General features: G+C 64.2%; 17 protein-coding genes and 1 pseudogene. 3 read left to right on the forward strand and 15 right to left on the reverse strand.

The annotated features are described in order from the left end of the window. Positions 1-223: 223 nt before the first annotated feature. The 3 genes and pseudogenes from AWB68_RS33775 to AWB68_RS33785 form a co-directional block, all read right to left on the reverse strand. Entirely contained in the window at positions 224-1,891 is a 1,668-nt protein-coding gene (locus tag AWB68_RS33775) for a tannase/feruloyl esterase family alpha/beta hydrolase (protein WP_374729631.1), read from the reverse strand. 401 nt (positions 1,892-2,292) lie between these two features. Further along, positions 2,293-3,612 carry an acyl-CoA dehydrogenase family protein gene (locus AWB68_RS33780; RefSeq protein ID WP_235028630.1) on the reverse strand — a complete coding sequence of 440 codons (1,320 nt, stop codon included), beginning with the start codon at positions 3,610-3,612 and terminating at the stop codon, positions 2,293-2,295. Between the two features lie 103 nt (positions 3,613-3,715). Continuing rightward, positions 3,716-4,438: pseudogene (locus tag AWB68_RS33785) on the reverse strand (LysR family transcriptional regulator); the annotation flags it as partial. 148 nt (positions 4,439-4,586) lie between these two features. Here AWB68_RS33785 and mdtD point away from each other — a divergent pair. After that, complete coding sequence (gene mdtD / locus AWB68_RS33790) at positions 4,587-5,996, forward strand: multidrug transporter subunit MdtD (protein ID WP_087648637.1); 1,410 nt, start codon at positions 4,587-4,589, stop codon at positions 5,994-5,996. A gap of 97 nt (positions 5,997-6,093) precedes the next feature. Then, positions 6,094-7,089, forward strand: a complete 996-nt coding sequence (locus AWB68_RS33795; protein ID WP_087648638.1) for an aldo/keto reductase — start codon at positions 6,094-6,096, stop codon at positions 7,087-7,089. Positions 7,090-7,166: 77 nt separating this feature from the next. Here AWB68_RS33795 and AWB68_RS33800 read toward each other — a convergent pair whose 3' ends face one another. The 3 genes from AWB68_RS33800 to AWB68_RS33810 are packed head-to-tail and all read right to left on the reverse strand — an operon-like array spanning position 7,167 to position 9,000. Then, complete coding sequence (locus AWB68_RS33800) at positions 7,167-7,829, reverse strand: Rossmann-fold NAD(P)-binding domain-containing protein (protein ID WP_087648639.1); 663 nt, start codon at positions 7,827-7,829, stop codon at positions 7,167-7,169. Next, complete coding sequence (rarD, locus tag AWB68_RS33805; protein ID WP_087648640.1) at positions 7,826-8,728, reverse strand: EamA family transporter RarD; 903 nt, start codon at positions 8,726-8,728, stop codon at positions 7,826-7,828. Before rarD ends, AWB68_RS33800 begins: the two co-directional genes overlap by 4 nt. Then, positions 8,725-9,000, reverse strand: a complete 276-nt coding sequence (locus AWB68_RS33810; RefSeq protein WP_087648641.1) for a hypothetical protein — start codon at positions 8,998-9,000, stop codon at positions 8,725-8,727. The genes rarD and AWB68_RS33810 overlap by 4 nt, the downstream gene beginning before the upstream one ends. A gap of 9 nt (positions 9,001-9,009) precedes the next feature. On the opposite strand from AWB68_RS33810, the gene AWB68_RS33815 reads away from it, so the two are divergent. After that, complete coding sequence (locus AWB68_RS33815) at positions 9,010-10,071, forward strand: AI-2E family transporter (RefSeq protein WP_087648642.1); 1,062 nt, start codon at positions 9,010-9,012, stop codon at positions 10,069-10,071. Between the two features lie 16 nt (positions 10,072-10,087). On the opposite strand, the gene AWB68_RS33820 is transcribed toward AWB68_RS33815, so the two are convergent. The 9 genes from AWB68_RS33820 to AWB68_RS33860 form a co-directional block, all read right to left on the reverse strand. Next, positions 10,088-10,513: a type II toxin-antitoxin system VapC family toxin gene (locus AWB68_RS33820; RefSeq protein ID WP_087648643.1), complete on the reverse strand. Its 426-nt coding sequence runs from the start codon at positions 10,511-10,513 to the stop codon at positions 10,088-10,090. Further along, positions 10,513-10,758, reverse strand: coding sequence for an AbrB/MazE/SpoVT family DNA-binding domain-containing protein (locus AWB68_RS33825; RefSeq protein WP_087648644.1), 246 nt, complete (start codon positions 10,756-10,758; stop codon positions 10,513-10,515). Before AWB68_RS33825 ends, AWB68_RS33820 begins: the two co-directional genes overlap by 1 nt. Positions 10,759-10,931: 173 nt before the next feature. Then, the gene (locus AWB68_RS33830; protein WP_087648645.1) at positions 10,932-12,593 is read right to left on the reverse strand and encodes a SpoVR family protein; all 1,662 of its coding nucleotides are present in this window, start codon (positions 12,591-12,593) and stop codon (positions 10,932-10,934) included. Beyond that, positions 12,590-13,855 carry a YeaH/YhbH family protein gene (locus tag AWB68_RS33835; protein ID WP_087648646.1) on the reverse strand — a complete coding sequence of 422 codons (1,266 nt, stop codon included), beginning with the start codon at positions 13,853-13,855 and terminating at the stop codon, positions 12,590-12,592. The genes AWB68_RS33830 and AWB68_RS33835 overlap by 4 nt, the downstream gene beginning before the upstream one ends. Before the next feature lie 227 nt (positions 13,856-14,082). Further along, a complete protein-coding gene (locus AWB68_RS33840) occupies positions 14,083-16,005 on the reverse strand; it encodes a PrkA family serine protein kinase (RefSeq protein WP_087648647.1) in 1,923 nt (640 codons plus the stop codon). Positions 16,006-16,578: 573 nt separating this feature from the next. Further along, a complete protein-coding gene (locus tag AWB68_RS33845; RefSeq protein WP_087648648.1) occupies positions 16,579-17,340 on the reverse strand; it encodes a hydratase in 762 nt (253 codons plus the stop codon). Between the two features lie 195 nt (positions 17,341-17,535). Then, positions 17,536-19,275: a methyl-accepting chemotaxis protein gene (locus AWB68_RS33850; RefSeq protein ID WP_087648649.1), complete on the reverse strand. Its 1,740-nt coding sequence runs from the start codon at positions 19,273-19,275 to the stop codon at positions 17,536-17,538. A 191-nt stretch (positions 19,276-19,466) separates the two neighbouring features. Beyond that, complete coding sequence (rbsK, locus tag AWB68_RS33855; protein ID WP_087648650.1) at positions 19,467-20,414, reverse strand: ribokinase; 948 nt, start codon at positions 20,412-20,414, stop codon at positions 19,467-19,469. Positions 20,415-20,543: 129 nt separating this feature from the next. After that, positions 20,544-21,584, reverse strand: a complete 1,041-nt coding sequence (locus AWB68_RS33860; protein ID WP_087648651.1) for a LacI family DNA-binding transcriptional regulator — start codon at positions 21,582-21,584, stop codon at positions 20,544-20,546. Between the last annotated feature and the right edge of the window lie 321 nt (positions 21,585-21,905).

Below are 21,905 nucleotides of genomic sequence, written 5' to 3' on the forward strand. Positions count from 1 at the left end.
GACATAACGGGCTGGCGGCGACTGGCAAGCATTGGCGGTGGGAAGCTGCTTTCTTTGCTTACTTTCTTTGCAGCAGCAAAGAAAGTGAGTCCCGCCCCGGACAGGGGCAGAGCCAATAAACCAAAAACAAAACAAGTTCCACAGAAGCCCAAGCGCATCAAACGGTGTAAAAGCACCCAACCCAACCCAACCCACCCCACCCCCCAACCCCAAGCGCCAGCGCTCACGGATAGACGCATCGAAAGCTCGACGCATTATTGACATTGCCCTTGCCGAAATACCGCGGATAACCGGGATACCGACACATCGGCCGCGACCGTCCATTGGTCGCAAGCGCGATGTCAGTGCCAACGAGCGTCTCAGGCGCGATATCGTGCATGACCCACTGGTCGAGCGCGCCGAGCTCGTCCCACGCCGGGATGAACACGCCGTTGCCGTGCTGGAAACCCGGCACCATATAGAGCCGCATGAACCCGTCGACCCCACTCTGCCCGTAACGATCGACAAGCAGTCGATAGAACGCGATGGTCTGGTTCGGGCTGATGACTTCATCGGCGAGGCCGTGCATCGCGATCAGCTTGCCGCCGCGCGCGATGAACGCGGTGAGATCCGTGTTCATCGCGCCGACCTGCGACGACAGCGCGAAGAGCCGCTGCCGGTAGCGTCCCGGATTCGCGAGGTCGAAGCCGATGCTGTTGTAGCTCAGGTCGCGCGTGACGAAGTGCTTGATGAACGCGTCGCCCTGCGCGAACAGATAGCCGTTCACCGCGAAGCTCGGCGGGCTAACGAGCGTCGGCGAATCGCCGAGGCCGAGCACGCCCGAAAAATCCACGCCCTGATACACGTTGTAGCCCGGATACGTATCGACGCCGAACGCGAGCATGTACGGCAGGTTCAGTCCGTCGCGCAGCGTGTCGAGCGTCGCGAGTTGCGCATCCGACAGGCAACTGTCGCGCAGCGGCGGCCGCTGTCCGTTCGCGCAGCGCACGTCCGCGATGATCTGCGGCTCGAGCTTGCGGCACGCTTCCACGTTGCTGACGATGCCGTCCGCCGCACCGTCGAGCTTGTCGCATTCGTGAACGACAGTTTCGAACACGCGCCGCTGCTGCGCGAGTCCGACGTAGCCGCCCGGCTTTCCATACGACGCCTGTCCGACCTTCACGCCCATCAGCCGCACGCCCGAGAAGTTGATGGCCGGCGCGTTGGCGATCACGCCGTCGTAGTCGGCGGGATAGCGCTGGACGACTGTGAAGCCCTCGCGGCCGCCCGTCGAGCCGCCCGCGAAGTAGGTTTTCTCAGGGCCGCGTCCGTAGCCCATCTGGATCAGCGCGAGCGCGACGTCGTGCGTCTTCTTCAGGTGGCCGAAGCCGAAGTTGAGGATCGCTTCGTCGTTGTCGGCGAAGTCCGCGCGGCCCGAGTTGCCGACGTGGCCCGAGTCCGACCCGAAGGTCGCGTAACCCTTCGCGAGCGGCGTCGAGTCCGGCGCGAACGGCATCGGCTCGGTGCCGCTCACGAGGACGCCGCTGTAGCCGCCCCCGCCCATCTGCAGCGCGCGGCCGTTCCAGCGGCTCGGCAAGTTCACTTCGAAGCGGATGTCGGGCGCGTTGTCCTCGACCGCCTTGATGCTGCCGACGATCCGGCAGTACTCGCCATTGCGGTTGCCGGGCGCGGCCGCCTTCACGACGGACGCGGTCCAGATGGCGGCGCCGCGCGTCGGCAGCCCGATCACCGATGCGGGGATCGTCGCGCCTTCGAGTTCCGCGCAGTGCTTTGCGAGATAGGACGCGGCATGGGCTGTGGCGCTGAAGGCGAACGCGAGCGCGCTGGCGCACGCGGCGCGCAGGATGGTTCGCGTGCGCCGGCGCGCAGCGGATTCGACGATGCCAGTCACCGGCGGGTTGGCGACGTGGGCGCGCGGCGCGCAGCGTGTGATGTTTTCGCGCGAGTGGCGCGGCGCAGGTCGGCGACGTTCATGGGAGGCGGCGTAAGGACCGGGTAAGCCGGAGGCGCCAGGCGCGGGCGGAAATGCCGCTCAATATATAAGAAGAGATTCGAACGTTGCAATCGGGAATCGCGGTCGCGCGGAGAATTGCGCAAAGGGTAACGGTGAGGTGTTGGTCGGACTTACCGGCCGCACGCAATCGTTGATTACCGCCCGCTTTCGGGCACCGCCGCGTTGAACCGTGCCGTCACCCTTTCGCTTCCGCCGCTTCCTCCATCTGCGGCAGGCTGAAGCGGTCGTTCGGCGCGGTGCCGGTCCATGTCGACGGGCCGGCCGCGCTCGATCGTCGATTACCGCCCGCTTTCAGCCAGCGCCGCATCAAACCGAGCCGCCCGCGCGCCGGACGCATCGCGCGGATTCGTTTTCGCTTGCGCCGCTTCAGCCGCACCCGCCGTGTGCGGCAGACTGAAGCGCTCGTTCGGCGCGGTGCCGTTCAGATGGAAAGCGCCGACCGCCGCCTCGCGCTGGATCGCGGGATTGTGCGACGCGATCACGCGCGCGTTGCGCCAATGGCGATCCAGCCGGCGCGCTTCGCTCGTCGCGCTGGCGCCGCCGACCTCGAACAACAGCGTCGAGGCTTCCAGCACCTGCTCGATCACGATCTGCTGTGCCTTGTAGACCTGAATGTCGAGCGCGACGTAATCCTCGCTCGACGCTCGCCCTTCGACACGCGCGCGGTGCACGTTCTCCAGCGCCGCCGCCACCGAATCCACGATGCTTTCCGCCGAATACGCGAGGCTCGCGAGCCGTCCGACCACGCGATGCACGAGCGGACTGTCGCGCGGGCTGGAGCGCCCCGGCACGCCGAAAGTCCGCGTGCGGCCCTGCACGAACGCGACGCCGTCGCGCAGCACGGCCCGCGCGATGCCCGCGAGCGTCGCGAGATGCACGGCCTGGTAGAACGACGTCACTAGCGTATTGCGGCGCGGCGCGGACGCGTTGAAGCGGTACAAAATCTGGTCCTCGGCGACGAGCACGTTCTCGAAGCGCGTCGTGCCGCTCGCGGTCAGCCGCTGGCCGAAACCGTCCCAGTCGTCGAGACGGGTGACGCCGGGCGCATCGCCGCGCACGAGCAGATGCACGTCCTGTTCGCCGTCGTGCGCCGTGACGTTGATCCAGTCGGCGTAGAGCGCGCCGGTGCTGTAGTACTTCTCGCCGTTCAGGCGCCACTGGCCGCTCGCGTCGTCCGGCGTCACCGTGACGGTGTTGTGCGTCGAGCCCGTGCGCTCCGAAATCGCCGCGCCGACCGTCTCGCCCTGCGCGATGCGCGAAAGCCAGCGCGCGCGGGCGGCTTCGTCGTCGCTTTCGAGGCGCAATTCGATGAAGCCGAAGTTCAGCCGCAGAATTTGCGGCAGATTCGAATCCGCTTCGCCGAGACGCGTCAGCAGCGTGAAGAACTGCGGCAGCGTCGCGCCGCTTCCGCCGTACTGGCGCGGCACGCGCAGCGCCGTGAAACCCGATTCCTTCAGCCAGCGCACCGCATCGCCGGCAAGTTCGCGCTTTTGCTCGCGCTCGACCGCGCCCGCCGCGATGCGCTCGAACACGCTCGCGAAGCGTTCGAGAAGGGGCGCGTCGCTCGCCTTTTCGAGCGATGCGTGAGTCGTCGTCATGTGCATTTCTCCGCGTTCAAATCAGTAGAAAAACAGCATAAGTTCGATGCCGCACCGCACACAACGAAGCAAACTTGCTAACGATATTCGCGCTCGACAGCTTCTATTCCCCGTCCCACTCGCCGCGCAGGTCGCTGTCCTGCAGCAGTTGCAATAGCGTTTCAGCCGGGCGGCTCAGGTGCTTCGCCCCGAGCGCAATGAATTCGACCTCGGGCAACTCGGGCAACGCCGCACGGTTCACGGGCGGCGCGAGTCCGCGCCCCGCGAGGAAATGCGAGCGCACCGTGAGCCCCAGCCCGCCGCGCGCCGCCGCGATACAGCCCGCATGGCTGCTGCTCGTGCAGACCATCTGCCAGCGGGCGCCGGCCATCGCGAGCGCATCGAGCACGACGGCGCGCGTCACGCTCGGTTCGGCGACGAGGATCAGCGGCAGCGGCAAGTCGAGGTCGACCTCGGTGCCGGTTTTCGCGAGCCATTCGAGCCGCCCGCTGAAAAGCCGCGTGCCGCGCGCGTCGCCGAGGCGCCGCTTGCCGACCGCCAGGTCGATCGCGCCGGCATCGAGCAACTGGTAAAGCTGGCCCGTCATGCCGATGGTGATCTCGAGCTCGACGTCGGGATGCGTGCTGCGAAACGCGGCAAGCACGCTCGGCAGCGGCCCGAGCGCCAGATCATCCGATGAACCGAGCCGCACCCGGCCACGCAGACGCGGCGAGCGGAACTGCGATTCCGCGTGCGTCATCGCCTCCAGGATCACGCGAGCGTGCACGAGCATGGCTTCGCCGTCGGCGGTGAGCGCGAGCGAATGGGTGTCGCGCGTCATGAGCCGCAGCCAGACGGGATTGAGCATAGGCGATTGTGATCGGATTTGGCGATTGCAGTCAATGTGGTTAGCGGGGTTCCCGATGGCGCCGACGTTCAGTACCATTTCGTGATGGCTTTTTCAGGCGCCGCCCTCGCCTTTCTCCCGCCCTCTCATGACCAGACAGTCTTCCCACACTGCGCTTTTATGGATCGTCGCCGTCGGCTTTTTCATGCAGGCGCTCGACACGACGATCGTCAACACCGCCCTGCCCTCGATCGCCCACAGCCTGGATGCGCAGCCGCTCGCGATGCAGTCGATCGTGGTCGCCTACACGCTGACGATGGCGCTCCTCACGCCCGCCTCGGGCTGGCTCGCCGACCGCTTCGGCACGCGGCGCGTCTACTTCGTCGCGATTCTGTTGTTCGTGATCGGTTCGCTCTGCTGCGCGGGCGCGCATACGCTGAACCAACTGATCCTCGCGCGCGTGCTGCAGGGCATCGGCGGCTCGATGCTGCTGCCGATCGGCCGGCTTGCGGTGCTGCGCAGCGTGACCGGCGAAGCCTACGTCTCCGCGCTCGCCGTCATTTCGATCGCCGGACAGGTCGGCCCGATTCTCGGCCCGACGCTCGGCGGCTGGTTCGTCGAATCGATCTCGTGGCACTGGATCTTCCTCATCAACGTGCCGATCGGGGCGCTCGGCCTGCTCGCGGTGCATCGCTACTTGCCGAACGACGCCATCGCCGATGCGCCGCCGTTCGATTTCGTCGGCTGCGGCTTGCTGTCGCTTTGCATGGTCTCGTTCTCGATGGCGCTCGACAGCCCGGTCGAGACGCATCGCGCACTGGTCGCGTGCGCGCTGTTCGCAGTGAGCGCGGTCGCGGCGCTCGCGTATATCCCGCACGCCCGGCGGCGCAGGAATCCGCTGTTCCAGCTCGCGCTCTTCAGCGAGCCGAACTTCAGCGTCGGGCTGGTCGGCAACCTGCTCTGCCGGATCGGGTCGAGCGCCGTGCCGTTCCTGCTGCCGCTCCTGATGCAGCTCGAACTCGGCTACACCCCGCTGCACTCCGGCCTCATGATGCTGCCGGCCGCGTTCGCCGGCACGATCGCGAAGGGCTGGATCGCGCCCCTCGTCAAGCGCTATGGCTATGACGCCTTCTTGCTCGTGAATACGCTTTTGGTGGGCGCGTCGATCGTCGCGTTCGCGCTGTTCTCGCCGGGCACACCGCTCGCCGTAGAGATCGCGATCCTCGCCGTGTTCGGCGCCTGCAACTCCATGCAATTCGCGGCGATGAACAGCGTCACGCTCAAGGGCCTGTCGATCAAGGACGCGGGCAGCGGCAACAGCCTCTTCTCGATGGTGCAGATGCTCGCGATCGGGCTGGGCGTGTCGATCGGCGGCGGTCTCGTGCAGGTGTTCGAGGCGCAGTCCGGCTCGGCTGCACTCGGCTTCCGGCTGAGCTTCGTGTGCGTCGGCGTCATCACGCTGCTGTCGGCGCTGGTGTTCCGCCGGCTCGACGCCGCGCCGCAGCCGGCGCGGCGCGCGGCGGCGGCTCAGCGATCACTCATTGATGCGCCTCGTTGATGCCTCGTTGACGGCGGTGCTTCTGCAGGCTCGCGGCGCCGACGCTATGCTATCGGACGCGTCTCATCGACCCTGATCCAACTTTACGGAGTCCATCGTGCAATATCGCAAATTCGGCAGTACCGGCCTCAGCGTTTCGCGCTTGTGCCTCGGCACGATGACGTTCGGCTTGCAGACGGAAGAAGACGCGTCGCGCAGCATCATGGACCGCGCCGCCGACGCCGGCGTCAACTTCATCGATACCGCCAATGTCTACCCGCTCGGCGGCACCGAGACGATCGCGGGGCGGACGGAGGAAATCGTCGGCCGCTGGCTCAAGGGCAAGCGCGACCGCTACATCCTCGCGACCAAGGCGGTCGGCAAGATGGGACCGTCGGCGTGGGACCAGGGCGCATCGCGCAAGCACCTGCTCGATGCCATCGACGCTTCGCTCAAGCGCCTGAATACCGATTACGTCGACCTGTACCAACTGCACTCCGACGACCGCGAGACACCGCTCGACGAAACGCTCGAAGCGCTCGATACGATCGTCCGGCATGGCAAGGCGCGTTACATCGGCGTGTCGAATTTTCTGGCGTACCGGCTCGCGCGGGCGCTGGGCCGCTCGGATGCGTTGCGTCTTGCGCGGTTCGTGTCGGTGCAGCCGCGCTATAACCTGCTGTTTCGTCAGATCGAGCGCGAACTGCTTCCGCTTGCCACCGAAGAACAGCTTGCGGTGATTCCGTATAACCCGCTCGCGGGCGGGCTGTTGACCGGCAAGCACAGGCATGACGCGGCACCTTCCGACGGACGGTTCACCGCGACCGTTGGCAAGGCCGGCGAAATGTACACGCAGCGGTATTGGCACGAGCGCGAATTCCAGACGATCGAGAAGCTGAAGGGCATTGCCGGGGAAACGGGCGAGTCGCTCGCGAGAACGTCGCTGGCGTGGGTGCTGGCGAACCCGGCCGTGACATCGGCGATCATCGGGGCGAGCCGGCCCGAGCAGCTCGCCGATACGCTCGCCGCGATCGATCTCACGCTTGATCCGCAGGTGAAGGCGAAGCTCGATGACGCGACGGTGGAATATCGTTGGGGCGATGCGACGCGGTAGGTTGGTCGCTGGCGCCTGGGTGCGCTTCCATGGAAGCCCAGGCGCATCAAATGGTGCACGCACCACCCAATCCAGCGCTAGCGGTACCGCGCGATATCCCGGCTCTCGAGTATCGCCGCCGGCGCCCCCCGTTTCGCCACCGCGAGCATCGCGCGCCCCACCTGCTCGGTGGTAACGATCGCGTTCGGAAACACGCGCTGCAAGACCGGCAACACCGGACGCGTAAGCGAATACATCGTCTGGTACAACGCGGTCTTCGACCGCACGCCGTGCATCGGCACGATCGCGCCCGGCCGGAACATGAACGCCGCCTTGAACGGCAGCCGCAGCAGGGCGTTCTCCGTGCGGCCCTTCACGCGCGCCCACATGCTGCGGCCGTGCTCGGTGCTGTCGCTGCCGGCGCCCGTCACGTAGACGAAGGTCATCGCCGGATTGAGCCGCGCGAGCGTTCGGGCGGCGGCCATCGTCAGGTCGTAGGTGAGGCGCGTGTAGTCCGCTTCGCTCATCCTGAACGACGACACACCCAGGCAAAAGAAACACGCGTCGAAACCGCTGAGTTCTCCCTCGATCGGCGCGTAATCGAACAGGTCGCGATGCACGATCTCGCGCAGCTTCGCGTGCCGCATGCCGGTGGCCGTGCGCCCGAGCGTCACGACTTCGGTGACGTCCGTGTCGAGCAGGCATTCGCGCAACACGCCCTGCCCGACCATGCCGGTCGCGCCAAAGAGTAGGACTTTCATCGCGCGCCGCTCCCGATCGGTTTGGGAGGCGCCACCTGACGCGCACGCCAGATGCCCTCCAGCGAATAGACGGCGAGCGCCGCCCAGATCGCGCCATAGCCCATCAGCCGGTCGTGGCCGAAGGGCTCCTGATAGATCAGCACGCCGATCAGCAACTGCAGCGACGGCGTGATGTACTGGATGAGCCCGAGCATCGAAAGCGGGATGCGGCGCGCGCCCGCCGCGAACAGCAGCAGCGGGACCGCGGTGATCGGCCCCGCCGCGATGAGCAGTACCTTGACGCCGAACGAGGCATGGCCGAAGCCGCTCGTCCCGTGGGTGCCGAGAATCGCCAGATAGATTGCCGCGAGCGGGCACAGCAACATGGTTTCGAGCGTCAGCCCTTCCAGCGCGCCGAGGCGTGCGGTCTTGCGCAGGAGCCCGTAGCCGCCGAAAGTCAGCGCGAGCGCGAGGCTGATCCAGGGCGGCGCCCCGTTCGCCCACGTGAGCCAGAGCACGCCCGCCGCCGCGATCACCACCGACACCCACTGCAACGGCCGCAGCCGTTCGTGCAGGAACGCCATGCCGAACAGCACATTGATGAGCGGATTGATGAAGTAGCCGAGACTCGCCTCGACGATGCGTCCATCGTTGACGGCCCAGATGTAGATGCCCCAGTTTGTCGAAAGCAGCACGGCGCTCGCCGCGAAGCGCGCGAGCTGGCGGCGGTTCCGCATGACGGGCACGATCCAGCTCCACTGCCGCCGCACCGTGAGCACGACAAGGAGAAACACCATCGACCAGGCCATCCGGTGCGCGAGCATCTCCACCGCGCCGATCGAATGCAGCGCCTTGAAGTAGATCGGAAACAGTCCCCAGATCGCAAAGGCGGCGAATGCGTATGCAACTCCTGGATTCATTGTTTTGTTCGGACGGGAAAATGGTTCTGGGGCGAGCGAATCGACAAAACATTGCGCTCGCCGCGCACGGGAGAGTCGGATTTTAGTCGACGCAACGCCGGTTTCCCTAATCGCGCTTCCTTCCGGCGCGCGAACCGCTCGACCGTTTCGACGCTCAAAGCTTGACGCGCAACCACCGTGTTAGCATTGCCGGCCCGATTATTGCACCGCAGCAGCGCAATCGCCTGCACCTTATACGCATCGTCCGCGCGCCTCGCGGCGTACGAATTCATTGAGCATCCATGGATAACGACTCGGTTCACCAGCACTTCTTCCACATTTTGCTTCTGGTCGTGACGGTCGCGCTCGGCTGGATCCTGCTGCCGTTTTTCGGCGCGGTCTTCTGGGGCACGATTCTCGCCATCCTGTTCCAGCCGCTGCAGCGCTGGCTCACGATCCGCTTCGGCAAGCGCCGCAATCTCGCCGCCCTGACGACGCTCGTCATCATCATCCTGATCGTCATCCTGCCGCTCGCGCTGGTCGCGGTGACGCTCGTGCAGGAAATCACCCTCGCGTACGCGCAGATCAAATCCGGTCAGCCGAACTTCACGCAGTACTTCCAGCAAGGCGTGCACGCGCTGCCGGTGTCGGTGCAGCATCTGCTCGGCCGCTTCGGTCTCGACGACATTCCGGGCATCCAGCGCCGGCTGACCGCCGGCGCCGCGCAGATCAGCCAGTTCGTCGCGGAACAGGCACTGAGCATCGGCCAGAATACGTTCCAGTTCGTGATCAGCTTCGGCATGATGTTGTATCTGGTGTTTTTCCTGCTGCGCGACGGCGGCGAGATCGGCCGGCGCATCCGCCGCGCGCTGCCGCTCGATGAAACGCACAAGCAGCATTTGATCGCCAAGTTCACGACCGTCGTGCGCGCGACGGTCAAGGGCAATATCGCGGTTGCGGCGGTCCAGGGGCTGCTCGGCGGGCTGATTTTCTGGATTCTCGGGGTCCAGGGGTCGCTGCTGTGGGGCGTGCTGATGGCCTTTTTGTCGCTGCTGCCCGCGATCGGTGCGGGGCTCGTCTGGGCGCCGGCCGCCGCCTACTTACTGATGACGGGCGACATCTGGCGCGGGGTGATCCTGATCACGTTTTGCGTCGTGGTGATCGGTCTGGTCGACAACGTGTTGCGTCCGATCCTCGTCGGCAAGGACACGAAGATGCCCGACTGGGTCGTGCTGATTTCGACGCTGGGCGGGATGGCGCTCTTCGGCATCAACGGCTTTGTGATCGGGCCGCTGATCGCCGCGCTTTTCATGGCGAGCTGGGATCTGTACGCGCAGGGCAAGGAAAGCGGGACGAACAGGTGAGCGAGGCTGGCACCGCTCAGAATGCGAGCGGTTTGATTTTCATGCGCCCGGCGTTGCGAGCCAGCACATCATCGAGCGTTGCCATGGCTTTGACCCTGGCATCCAGCGCGCACGCAAGGTGCAGCGCATCACCCGCGCGCAGTCCGGTCGACGCATCCAGGGTCAGCGCGGCCGCGCGATGAAACGTGTGTGGTTCGAGCGGCAAGAGTTGCAGATCTCCAGCGCAAAGGCGCTCGAAGGCCTGCCACGCAGATGCACCCTGGTCGGCCGATATTTGTCCTGTGCGTTGCTTGATGCCGAGGGCGCTGGCGAATTCCGTCACGCACCACACTGCGGAGGTCAGTTCATCCGTGCAGCCTGCATACCACTTTGCGACAGCGGCGCTCATCGGCTCGTTCACGCAAAGCGGAACGAGCACGCTCGTATCGACATACACCGTCATCAATAACGTGCTCCGCGCCGTACTTCTTCCATCACAGAGTCGGTCATCGGCATTGCCTCGCGCGTCTCTTCCAGTTCCTGCACAAATGATTTACGGTCCCACCTGGCTGCGTGAATGCAGATACCTCCATCGGCGGTCAGATTCACCTGTACCTGATCGCCTTCCTTGATACCAAGGCGACGCACGAACTCCGCCGGAATGCGCAGCGCCACACTATTGCCCCACTTTGCGACCTGAAGGTTCATTTTGCCACCCGATTGATATACGTGATCGTATATACATTATAACCTTCAAGTCGTCGCTGGCAAGTCGCACCCAATCGACGGGGCATGGCAATCTCAAACGCCCGGACATGAAAAAGCCCGTGTGAATCACTGACTCACACGGGCTGGGCTGACGCTCCAACTTGGCCTGTTCGCTAACGCGCCTCGCGCGGCACGTACTTGCACTCGAACCGCTTCCTCACCGTACCATTCTCATCGACGCTTTCCAGATAAACGTCGAACTGCCAAAGCCGCGCCATGTGCTTGAGCACTTCGTCGCTGTCGTGGGAGAGATGCCGGTTATCCGTCATGAAATGCCGCAGCGTGAGACTGCGGTCACCGCGCGTATTCACCGAATACACCTGGATGTTCGGCTCGCGATGATGCATGTCGTATTGCCGCGACAGCGCCTGCCGCACATATCGATAACCTCTTTCGTCATGAATCGCCGACACTTCGAGCGCTTCTCGCATGTCGTCGTCGAGGATCGAGAAGAGGCGCATCTCGCGGATCAGATGCGGCGACAGATACTGCGCGATGAAGCTCTCGTCCTTGAAGTTGCGCATTGCATAGTGCAGCGATTCGAGCCAGTCGCTGCCGGCGAGTTCGGGGAACCACTCGCGGTCTTCGTCGGTCGGGTTCTCGCAGATGCGGCGGATGTCGCTCATCATCGAAAAGCCGAGCGCGTACGGGTTGATGCCGCTGTAATACGGCTTTGTCACCGGCGGCTGATACACCACGTTGCTGTGCGAATGCAGGAACTCCATCATGAAGCCGTCTTCGAGCCGGCCTTCGTTATAGAGCGTGTTCAGCAGCGTGTAGTGCCAGAACGTGGCCCAGCCTTCGTTCATGACCTGCGTCTGGCGCTGCGGATAAAAGTACTGTCCGACCTTGCGCACGATGCGGATCACTTCGCGTTCCCACGGCTCCAGGAGCGGCGCATTCTTTTCCGCGAAATACAGCAGGTTCTCCTGCGGCTCGGGCGGATAGCGGCTTTCGATTTCCTCGGAAGTCTGTGCTTTCTTGTTCGGCAGCGTGCGCCACAGTTCATTCACCTGCGACTGCAAATAGGTCTCGCGCTCCCGGCGCATCGCCGCTTCTTTCGCGAGCGACAACTTCTGCGGCCGCTTGTAGCGGTCGACGCCGTAGTTCATCAGCGCATGGCACGAATCGAGCAGTTCCTCGACGCGATCGAGCCCGTGACGCTCTTCGCATTCCGCGATGTAATTCTTCGCATAGACGAGGTAATCGATGATCGCGTGCGCGTCCGTCCACAGGCGGAACAGGTAATTGCCCTTGAAAAACGAGTTGTGCCCATACGCGGCGTGCGCGATGACGAGCGCCTGCATCGTCATCGTGTTCTCTTCCATCAGGTACGCGATGCAAGGATTCGAATTGATGACGATCTCGTACGCGAGGCCCATCTGCCCGCGCCGATAGCTTTTCTCGGTCGATAGAAAGTGTTTCCCGAACGACCAGTGCCGGTAGTTCACCGGCATGCCGACCGACGCGTACGCATCCATCATCTGCTCGGCGCTGATCAGTTCGAGCTGGATCGGATATACGTCCAGCTTGTACCGCTCGGCGACGCGCGCGATTTCGGTGTCGTATTCCTCGATCAGCTCGAAGGTCCAGTCCGACGGGCACGGCAACGGCCTCTTTTCCGCAACATTCATGCTGCCTTCCTTCCGCACCGTCAGGGGCGCGCTCCGTTGCTCCACTTCCAGCTTCGACGGCGCGCGGTCGTCGGTGCCGCGCTCGCCATTGCCATCCAGGTGATACCCACGTGCTTCGTTGTGGAGATGCCTTGTCGTCATGCAGCCGCCTGTTGTTTCTCGAACAGTTCGCGAAACACAGGATAGATGTCCGCGGCCGATTCGACCTTTTTCATCGCGAGTTCCGGGGCGGTGAACGCGAGTTGCGCGTACTCCAGCCACAGATTCTGCTCTTCGGGCGCCACTTGAATATAGGCAAAATACCGTACTTTGGGCAGGATGTCTTCCGACAAGAGCTTGCGGCACTTCGGCGAATCGTCGGTCCAGTTGTCGCCGTCCGAGGCCTGTGCGCCGTAAATGTTCCATTCAGACGGCGAATAGCGCTCGTTCATGATCTTCTTCATCAGTTCGAGCGCGCTGGATACGACCGTGCCGCCGCTTTCGGTCGAATGGAAGAAGGTGTCTTCGTCGACTTCCTCGGCGCGCGTGTGATGGCGGATGAACACCACCTCGATCTTCTCGTAGTTCCGGTTCAGGAACAGGTACAACAAAATGAAGAAGCGCTTCGACAAGTCCTTGCGCTGTTCGTCCATCGAACCGGACACGTCCATCAGGCAGAACATCACGGCCTTGCTGGATGGCGTCGGCTGCTTCACGCGGTTCACGTAGCGCAAATCGAACGGATCGATGAACGGAATCCGCGTGATGCGGCCCTGCATGATCACGATGTCGGCTTCGAGGCGCGCGATGTCCTCCGGGTCGGCGTTTTCTTCCTTGAGCACTTCCAGTTGCCGTTGCATCTCGTGCAACTGGGAGAGGAGCGGCGAACCGAGCGCGATCCGCCGGCCAAGCGCGCTGCGCAATGAACGAACCACGTCGATGTTGTTCGGCGTGCCTTCCGCCGCCCAGCCCGCGCGGACATTCTTCCAGGTCGGCACCGCGAGCAACTGGGTTTTCACGAGACGCGGCAATTCGAGGTCGTCGAAGAAGTACTGCATGAATTCTTCGCGCGACAACTCGAAGACGAAGTCGTCCTGCCCGTCGCCCTCGTTGCTGGCGGTCTTGCCGCCCCCGCCGCCGCCGCCTTGCGGACGCTGGATCTTGTCGCCGCGAATGTAGTCGGCGTTGCCCGGATGCACGAGTTCACGCTTGCCGCCAGGGCCATGCCGGAACGACGGTTCGGCGATGTCCTTCTTCGGGATCGTGATGCTCTGCGTGTTTTGAATGTCCTTGATGCTGCGGTCGCGCACCGCGTCGGAAACCGCGCGGCGAATGTAGTTCTTGACGCGGCGCAGAAAGCGTTCGCGGTTGGCGATGCTCTTGTTCTTACCGGCTAACCTGCGGTCGATGATTTGGTGCAGCACATCCAGTCTCCCGCGTTAATGGCGAGGAAGCGAGGCGCTGCGTGGGCGTCCGCCGCTTGAATGCGGCCGATGCCGTGATTCACGCCTCGCAAGGAGCCCGCGCCGGACCGCCTGCGATGGTTCGTGCAACGCGAGCAGCATGAGCTGCACGAACCATCGAAGCGGAGTGGCGCAGGCCTGATACGTAGGGTTTCACGATCTCGTCATGTCGACTCTTGCATCTCCCATCACGACGACTTGCGCACGCGCAGATACCAGTCGCAGAGCAGGCGCACCTGCTTCGGCGTGTAGCCCTTCGCGACCATCCGGTTGACGAAGTCTTCGTGCTTGCGCTGTTCTTCCGCCGATCCCTTGGCATTGAACGAAATCACCGGCAGAAGTTCTTCGGTATTCGAGAACATCTTCTTCTCGATCACCACGCGCAGCTTCTCGTAGCTGATCCACGCCGGATTCTTGCCACCGTTGGCCGCCCGCGCCCGCAACACGAAATTCACGATCTCGTTGCGGAAGTCCTTCGGGTTGCTGATGCCCGCCGGCTTCTCGATCTTCTCCAGCTCGGCATTCAGCGCCGCGCGGTCGAAGCTCTCGCCGGTGTCGTGATCGCGGAACTCCTGGTCCTGAATCCAGAAGTCGGCATAGGTCACGTAGCGATCGAAGATGTTTTGTCCATACTCCGAATACGATTCCAGATACGCGGTCTGAATCTCCTTGCCGATGAATTCCGCATAACGGGACGCCAGAACGTCCTTGATGAACGACAGGTACTTCTGCTCCGTTTCCGGTGGGAACTGCTCGCGTTCGATCTGCTGTTCGAGCACGTACATCAGGTGCACCGGATTGGCCGCCACTTCGCTCGAATCGAAGTTGAAGACACGCGAGAGGATCTTGAACGCGAAACGCGTCGAGACACCGGTCATGCCTTCATCGACGCCCGCGAAGTCGCGATACTCCTGGTACGACTTCGCCTTCGGGTCGGTGTCCTTCAGGTTGTCGCCGTCGTACACCTGCATCTTCGAGAAGAGGCTGGAGTTCTCCGGCTCATGCAGGCGCGTGAGCACCGCCATCTGCCCCATCATCTTGAGCGTGCCGGGTGCGCACACCGCTTCGGCCAGCGACGAGTTGCGCAGCAACTTCTCGTAGATCTTCACTTCTTCGCTATAGCGCAGGCAGTACGGCACCTTCACGACGAAGATCCGGTCGAGCAGCGCCTCGTTGTTCTTGTTGTTGCGGAACGCCTTCCATTCCGACTCGTTCGAGTGGGCGAGGATCACGCCATCGAACGGGATCGCGCCGAAGCCTTCCGTGCCCTTGAAGTTGCCTTCCTGGGTCGCGGTGAGCAGCGGGTGCAACACCTTGATCGGCGCCTTGAACATTTCGACGAATTCGAGCAGGCCCTGGTTCGCGAGACACAGGCCGCCGGAGTAGCTGTAGGCGTCGGCGTCGTCCTGCGAGTAGGTTTCGAGCTTGCGGATATCGACCTTGCCGACCAGCGACGAGATGTCCTGGTTGTTCTCGTCGCCCGGTTCCGTCTTCGCGATGCCGATCTGCCGAAGGATCGACGGATAGCGCCGCACGACACGGAACTTGCGGATGTCGCCGTTGTACTCGTGCAGGCGCTTCACCGCCCACGGGCTCAGGATGTTCTTCAGATAGCGGCGCGGGATGCCGTACTGTTCTTCGAGCACCGGGCCGTCTTCGTCATAGTCGAAGAGACCGAGCGGCGACTCGTTCACCGGCGAGCCCTTGATCGAGTAGAAGGGTACGCGCTCCATGAGCTGCTTCAGGCGCTCCGCGATCGACGACTTGCCGCCGCCCACCGGACCCAGCAAATACAGGATCTGCTTCTTTTCTTCGAGACCCTGTGCCGCGTGCCGGAAATACGACACGACGTGTTCGATCACTTCCTCCATTCCGTAGAACTCGCGGAATGCCGGATACACCTTGATGACCTTGTTCGCAAACACACGCGATAAACGCGGATCGAGGCGAGTATCGACCTGTTCGGGTTCCCCGATGGCCGTCAACATCCGCTCGCCCGCTGTTGCATACGTGGCAGGATCTTCTTTGCAGAGCGCGAGATACTCTTCGAGCGAGAACTCCTCCTCGCGAGTCTTTTCGAAGCGCGTCGCGAAACTGCTGTAGATATCCATGCTACCTCCTCGCCGAAGTCAGAAAGCGTTGCCGTGCGCGGAGCGCGTAATCGAAACGACATCGCTTGAATTCATCCTAAACCCTTTCGAATTTTTTTTCACGCACTAGCGTTGCTGATTTGCTTCGAAGTATTCCTAGCTTGGTGGATCATTTTCGTTCACCTACAATCCTCAGTCCCGATGGCCCTATCGTGTTGCTTCAAGTCCGGCTTGCCTGTTCGCTTCACCTCGTAACAGCACAGTTATCCACAGCGGTGGCCATCGCGAACCCTTCTGCTCCTGGCAGTCGGCGGCGTGGTCTGCTGCCATGTCCGGCATGAACACCCTCTCCGATCCACTCACGCGACATGCGCAATTGCTATGCAATGCGCGTGTCATTGGCCGATTGTGTTCAACACGCGAAGCGATCGATACCGTTGTCATATTCGCCTCCGCATTACGGCGCGACACGTCCGCCATGCAAGCTCAGGTTCGATACCCTTTACACGGAAATGGATATATCGGGTATCGGGCATCGGGTTGTCGCGGGTTTGTTCAAACCCGCTTCCTCAAACGATTGCGTTCGCGTTTCAGTTACACCAGCGCCAGCTCGATCTCGCCGATGCGGTCGATGGAGCCGCGCAGCAGTCCCGGCACTTCGACGCGGTGAGCGCCCGTATACGTGCCCGCCGTGATGGTCCAGAACGGCTCGACCGCGAGACCCATGTGCGAGCAATGATTGACGAACCACACCAGCAGCTCGCGCGGATCGCCCGCCGGATTGCCGACGGCCGCGGGCACGATCGATTCGCCGTCGAGCGTCAGTTCGAGGCGCGGCGCAAGGAAGTCGAAGCCGGGCGCGACGACGTTGTAGGGTTCGAAGCCGCCGACGATCAGCGCGCCGTTGTTCTGCGAATCGGCCAGTTGCGCGAGCGGCGCGAGGTTCGGCCACTGCGCAAACCGGCTGTCGACGACTTCGAGCGTCACGGCCACGCCGCCGAGTGCGTCGAGCACTTCCCCGCGCGTGTAGGGCTCGGCGCGCGCCGGCAGCGCACGTTCGAAGCGAAACGCGATCTCCATCTCGATCAGCACGCGAAAGAACGACGCGAGTTCGAGCCGCGCCGGCGACGCATGGACGAGCGTCGAGCCGATCGGGGCGCCTGAAGGCGGTGCCGACGGCGTTCGCGCGCCGACCTTCCACGCGCCGATTTGCGCCTTCATCAGCCTCAGGACTTCGTGCTGGATCGCGTAGGCGGCGCCGGCGTCGGCGGGAATGTCGGGGGCGGCGAGTTCCTCGATCAGCGCGTGCTGCTCACGTGCTCGAACCAGTTGTGCGGCGAGTGTCGATTCGGTCATGGCGGATGTCCTCGGTGTACGTGATGCGGATTGCCAACAGTGTACGAGCTACCGCTATTGCCCTGCGACTTCAACTTCGTAACCGATCGAGCCCGGATGCGGTTACAAAAGCAAACGCGCGCCGCACGAGGATGCGCGGCGCGCGCGGGTTCGATCCAATTTGTAACTGCCGGCCGGCTCGCGGCGACCGATGGCTCAGAAGGTTTCCCAGTCGCCGCCTGACGTCGCCGCGGCCATCGCCACGGGCGCGCCGGGGCGCGTCGCTTGTGGTACAGCAGGAACGCGCCTGGCCGCAGCCGCAACCGCCGCTGCCGCCGCAGCGGGCTTGCGCGCCGGAGGACGCGGCACCGTCACCGTGCGCGCCGGCGCCGTCCTGGCGTTCGACGAAGCCGCGCTGTCGTTCAACTGGAACACCGAAACCGCCTGCCGCAGCCGCGCCGCCTGGTCCTCCAGCGATTGGGCCGCCGCCGCCGCTTCCTCGACGAGCGCCGCGTTCTGCTGCGTGACTTCGTCCATCTGCGTGACGGCGCGCGCCACCTGCTCGATGCCGCTGCTCTGCTCCTCGGATGCCGCCGCGATCTCGCCCATGATGTCGGTCACGCGCTGCACCGCGCCGATGATCTCGTTCATCGTGCGACCGGCTTCGTCGACGAGCGTCGTGCCCGAGCGCACGCGCGCCACCGACGTATCGATCAGTTCCTTGATCTCCTTCGCCGCCGCCGACGAGCGCTGCGCGAGCGTGCGCACCTCGCCCGCCACGACCGCGAAGCCGCGCCCTTCCTCGCCCGCGCGCGCCGCTTCGACGGCCGCGTTGAGCGCGAGGATGTTGGTCTGGAACGCGATGCCCTCGATGATCGTGATGATGTCCGCGATCTTCGCCGAGCTCTGGTTGATGTCGCCCATCGTGCCGACCACCTGGCTCACGACGGCGCTGCCCTTGTTCGCGATCTCCGAGGCGTTCGCGGCCAGCGCGCTCGCCTGGCGGGCGTTGTCGGCGTTCTGCCTGACCGTGCCCGTCAACTGCTCCATGCTCGTTGCCGTTTCCTGCAACGCCGACGCCTGCTCTTCCGTGCGCGACGACAGGTCGATATTGCCGGCCGCGATCTCCTTGGTCGCCGCCGCGATCGATTCGCTGCCGGAGCGCATCGTCTCGACGGTCGTGACGAGGCTGGTCTGCATCTTCGAGAGGCCGTCGAGCAGCAGGCCCATTTCGTCGCGCGAACGCACGTGGACGGTGCGGCGCAGGTCGCCCGACGCGATCGCCTCGAAATGGCCGAGCGCCTCGTCGAGCGGCCGGGCGATCGCCCGACGCAACGAGAACCACGCAAAAGCCGCCGCCACGAGGCCGGCCGCGATCGCCAGCAGGCTGAGCGTGCGGAACAGGCTGAAGGTGTGCTGGGCGCTTTCGTAGCCGTCGCGGGCGCTTTCCGTCAATGCCCGGCGCAATGCATCGTTGGCGGTCGACAGATCGTTGTAGGTCGCCTGCATCGCCTTGGCCTCGGCGATGATGCGGTCGTGATCGGCGGCGGCGATGGCTTCCAGGCCCGCGTCGACGCGCTTCTGCAACGCAAGGCGTTTCGCCTGCGCGGCGTCCGCGAGTTGCTTTTCGGCCGGACCTTGCGGCAGCGCCGAATATTCCTTCCAGTAGGCGTCGGCGCGCTCGCGCATCATGCGGGCCCGCGCGACGGTCGCCGTCACTTCGTCGGTGCCGACGAGCAGCGCCGCGCGGTCGAACACGAGCCGCTCGCGCGCTGCGTACAGTTCGGTATTACCGACCGCGATCGCGCTCGGCATCTGGTCTGAAAACGTCTCGAGAAATGCGTCGTTGGAGCGGCTCATGCCGGCGAGGCCGAGGCCGCCGATCGCGATGAGCAGCGCGCCGAGAAAGGCCATCGTGATGCCGAGGCGCGCCTTGATCGTCAAACTCTTTGTCATGATTTTCCTTGATGCCAAATCGAAGCCGACCACGGTCGGTCTGGTCGCCGGCGGTTGCCAGCGAAGCGGACTCTGTGCGGTCCGCTTACCTCCGGATTACGGCCTTCGATACGGGCACTTGAGGAAAATTTTTCGTCTGATGAAACGTGGGGAACGAACAAACGTTCTTTTCACGCACTCATCGAAGACGTTCATGTCGCGATTTCGCTGCGGTGCGGAATGGAGGGTTGGGCGCCCTCGCGCGTGACCGCGACCGCGGCGGCGCGTTGCCCGAACGTAATCGCCGCCGCTACCGCGCTGCCGCGCGCAAGTTCGGCGGCGAACCCGCCGATAAACGTGTCGCCGGCTGCGGTCGTGTCGATTGCCCGCACGCTCGGCGCGCTCAGGTGCTCGCCTTCGCCGTCTTCGAGCAGTGCGAACACGCCCTTCGATCCGAGCGTGACGATCACGTTGCGCGCGCCCTTTTGATGCAATGCCGCAGCGGCGCGGCGTGCGTCGTCGGGCGTGGCGATATCGATGCCGGACAGCGTCGCGGCTTCGAGTTCGTTCGGGATCAGGTAGTCGACGAGCGCGAACCAGTCGCCGGGAAGCGTCGTCGCGGCCGGCGCCGGATTGAGGATGGTCGTCTTGCCGAGGCGTCGGCCTGCCGCCAGCGCGGCGCGCACCGATTCCGGCGGCGTTTCGAGCTGGCAGACGATCACGTCGGCGGCGGCGAGGAGCGCTTCGTGCCGCTCGATCGTCGCGGGCGTCACGTCGGCGTTGCTGCCGGCGATGATCACGATCGCGTTCTGGCTGGCGTCGTCGACGATGATCAGCGCCACGCCCGTCGGCGCCGACGTGCTCGTGCCGAGCGCCGCGCAATCGATCGACTCCGCTTCCAGCCCGCGCCTGAGCGTCGCGCCGTTCGGATCGTCGCCGACGAAACCGAGCATCGCGACATTCGCGCCGAGCCGGGCCGCAGCGACCGCCTGGTTGCCGCCCTTGCCGCCCGGCACCTGCGCGAACGCATGGCCGGCGAGGGTTTCGCCCGGCTTCGGCAGCCGCGGCGCCCGGGCGACGAGGTCCATGTTCAAGCTGCCGACCACGACGACGCGGCCACGGCGTTCTACGTCAGCGGGGTTTGCGGGTTCCGCGCTCATAGTTGTCTCGTCTCAGTGTGGGTTGCAGGCCGGCAGGCGATGCGCTGCCTCCGGCGCAGGTTCTGGCGGCGCGGCTGATCCGCTTGTCGCACCAATCGCGCTACTTGTGCCTTTCGCGCCTGCGCGCCATCAGGCCTTCTGAACCGCGCCGCGCTTCGGCTGTCGCGTCTCCGAGACCACCGCGGTCGATTCGCGCCAGATCAGGCGCGGCGCGACCACGCGACGGCGCGTCGTCCCGGCGAGCTTGCCGGTGATGCGGTCGATCAGCGTCTGCGCGGCCATCTCGCCCAGCGCGCGCACCGACTGCCCGACCGTCGACAGCGCCGGATACGTGTAACGGCTCAGCTCGACATCGTCGAAGCCGATGATCGAGCAGTCGCCCGGCACGCTGATACGGCGTTCCGCCGCCGCCCGCAATGCGCCGATGCCCATCATGTCGTTGCAGGCGAAGATCGCGCTCGGCTTCATGGTGTCGAAGAGGCGCGAGGCCGCCGCGTAGCCGCCCGTCGCCGAAAAATCGCTTTCGACGATCGCATTCGGCTCGATTTCGAGGCCGCGCTCGGCCATCGCGCGGATGAAGCCGTGCACGCGCATGGCGCTTACGGCGGTCGACACCGGCCCGGTGATGCAGCCGATTTCCGCGTGGCCGAGTTGCAGCAGGTGCTTGGTCGCGAGGTACGAGCCCTTTTCGTGGTCGATCTGCACGAGATCGGCGGAGACGCCCTCGATGTTGCGGTCGATGATCACGATCGGTTCGCGCGAATGCGCGAGCGCCTGCGCGAGCACTGCGTCCTCGCCCGCCGAGGCGATCACGAGCCCGTCGATGCGTTTTTCCTGCAGCACGCGCAGGTAGCTGCGCTGCTTGGCGGGGTCGTCGTCGGAGTTGCAGAAGAACACGCAATAGCCGTTCTTCGCGCAGCCGTCCTCGACGCCGCGCGCCAGTTCCGCGAAATACGGATTGGTCGCGTTGGGCACGAGCAGCCCGATTGTCGCGGTCGAGCGCGCCTTGAGCGAGCGCGCCACCGCCGACGGCACGTAGTCCAGCTCGCGGATCGCGCGCTCGACTTTCGCCCGTACATCGGCCGACACGGGCCGCGAATTGTTGACTACGTGGGATACCGTCGTGAACGACACCCCTGCAATGGCTGCCACGTCTTTGATCGTCGCCATACCTGGTCCTTCCCTGCTTTGGTCCGACTTGCTGCGCTTTTGATGGAGGGCTACCGGAACGCACAATGTCGTTGACTATCGATGCGCCTCGTCCGGTCGCCCGCTCTGTTTGTGTCCTGCCTGGGTTGCTGCTTTCTTTGTTGCCGCCGGCGTGTTGTGTAGCCCCATGCCGGTGGGTGATCGCTGGCGCTTGGGGGGTGTTGTTTACGCCGTTTGATGCACTTGTGCTCCTATGGAACTTGTTTTGGTTTTGGTTTATTTGCTCTGCCCCTGTCCGGGGCGGGACTCACTTTCTTTGCTGCTGCAAAGAAAGTAAGCAAA

Source organism: Caballeronia choica (assembly GCF_001544535.1).
In the GTDB taxonomy this organism is placed as follows: Bacteria; Pseudomonadota; Gammaproteobacteria; order Burkholderiales; family Burkholderiaceae; genus Caballeronia; species Caballeronia choica.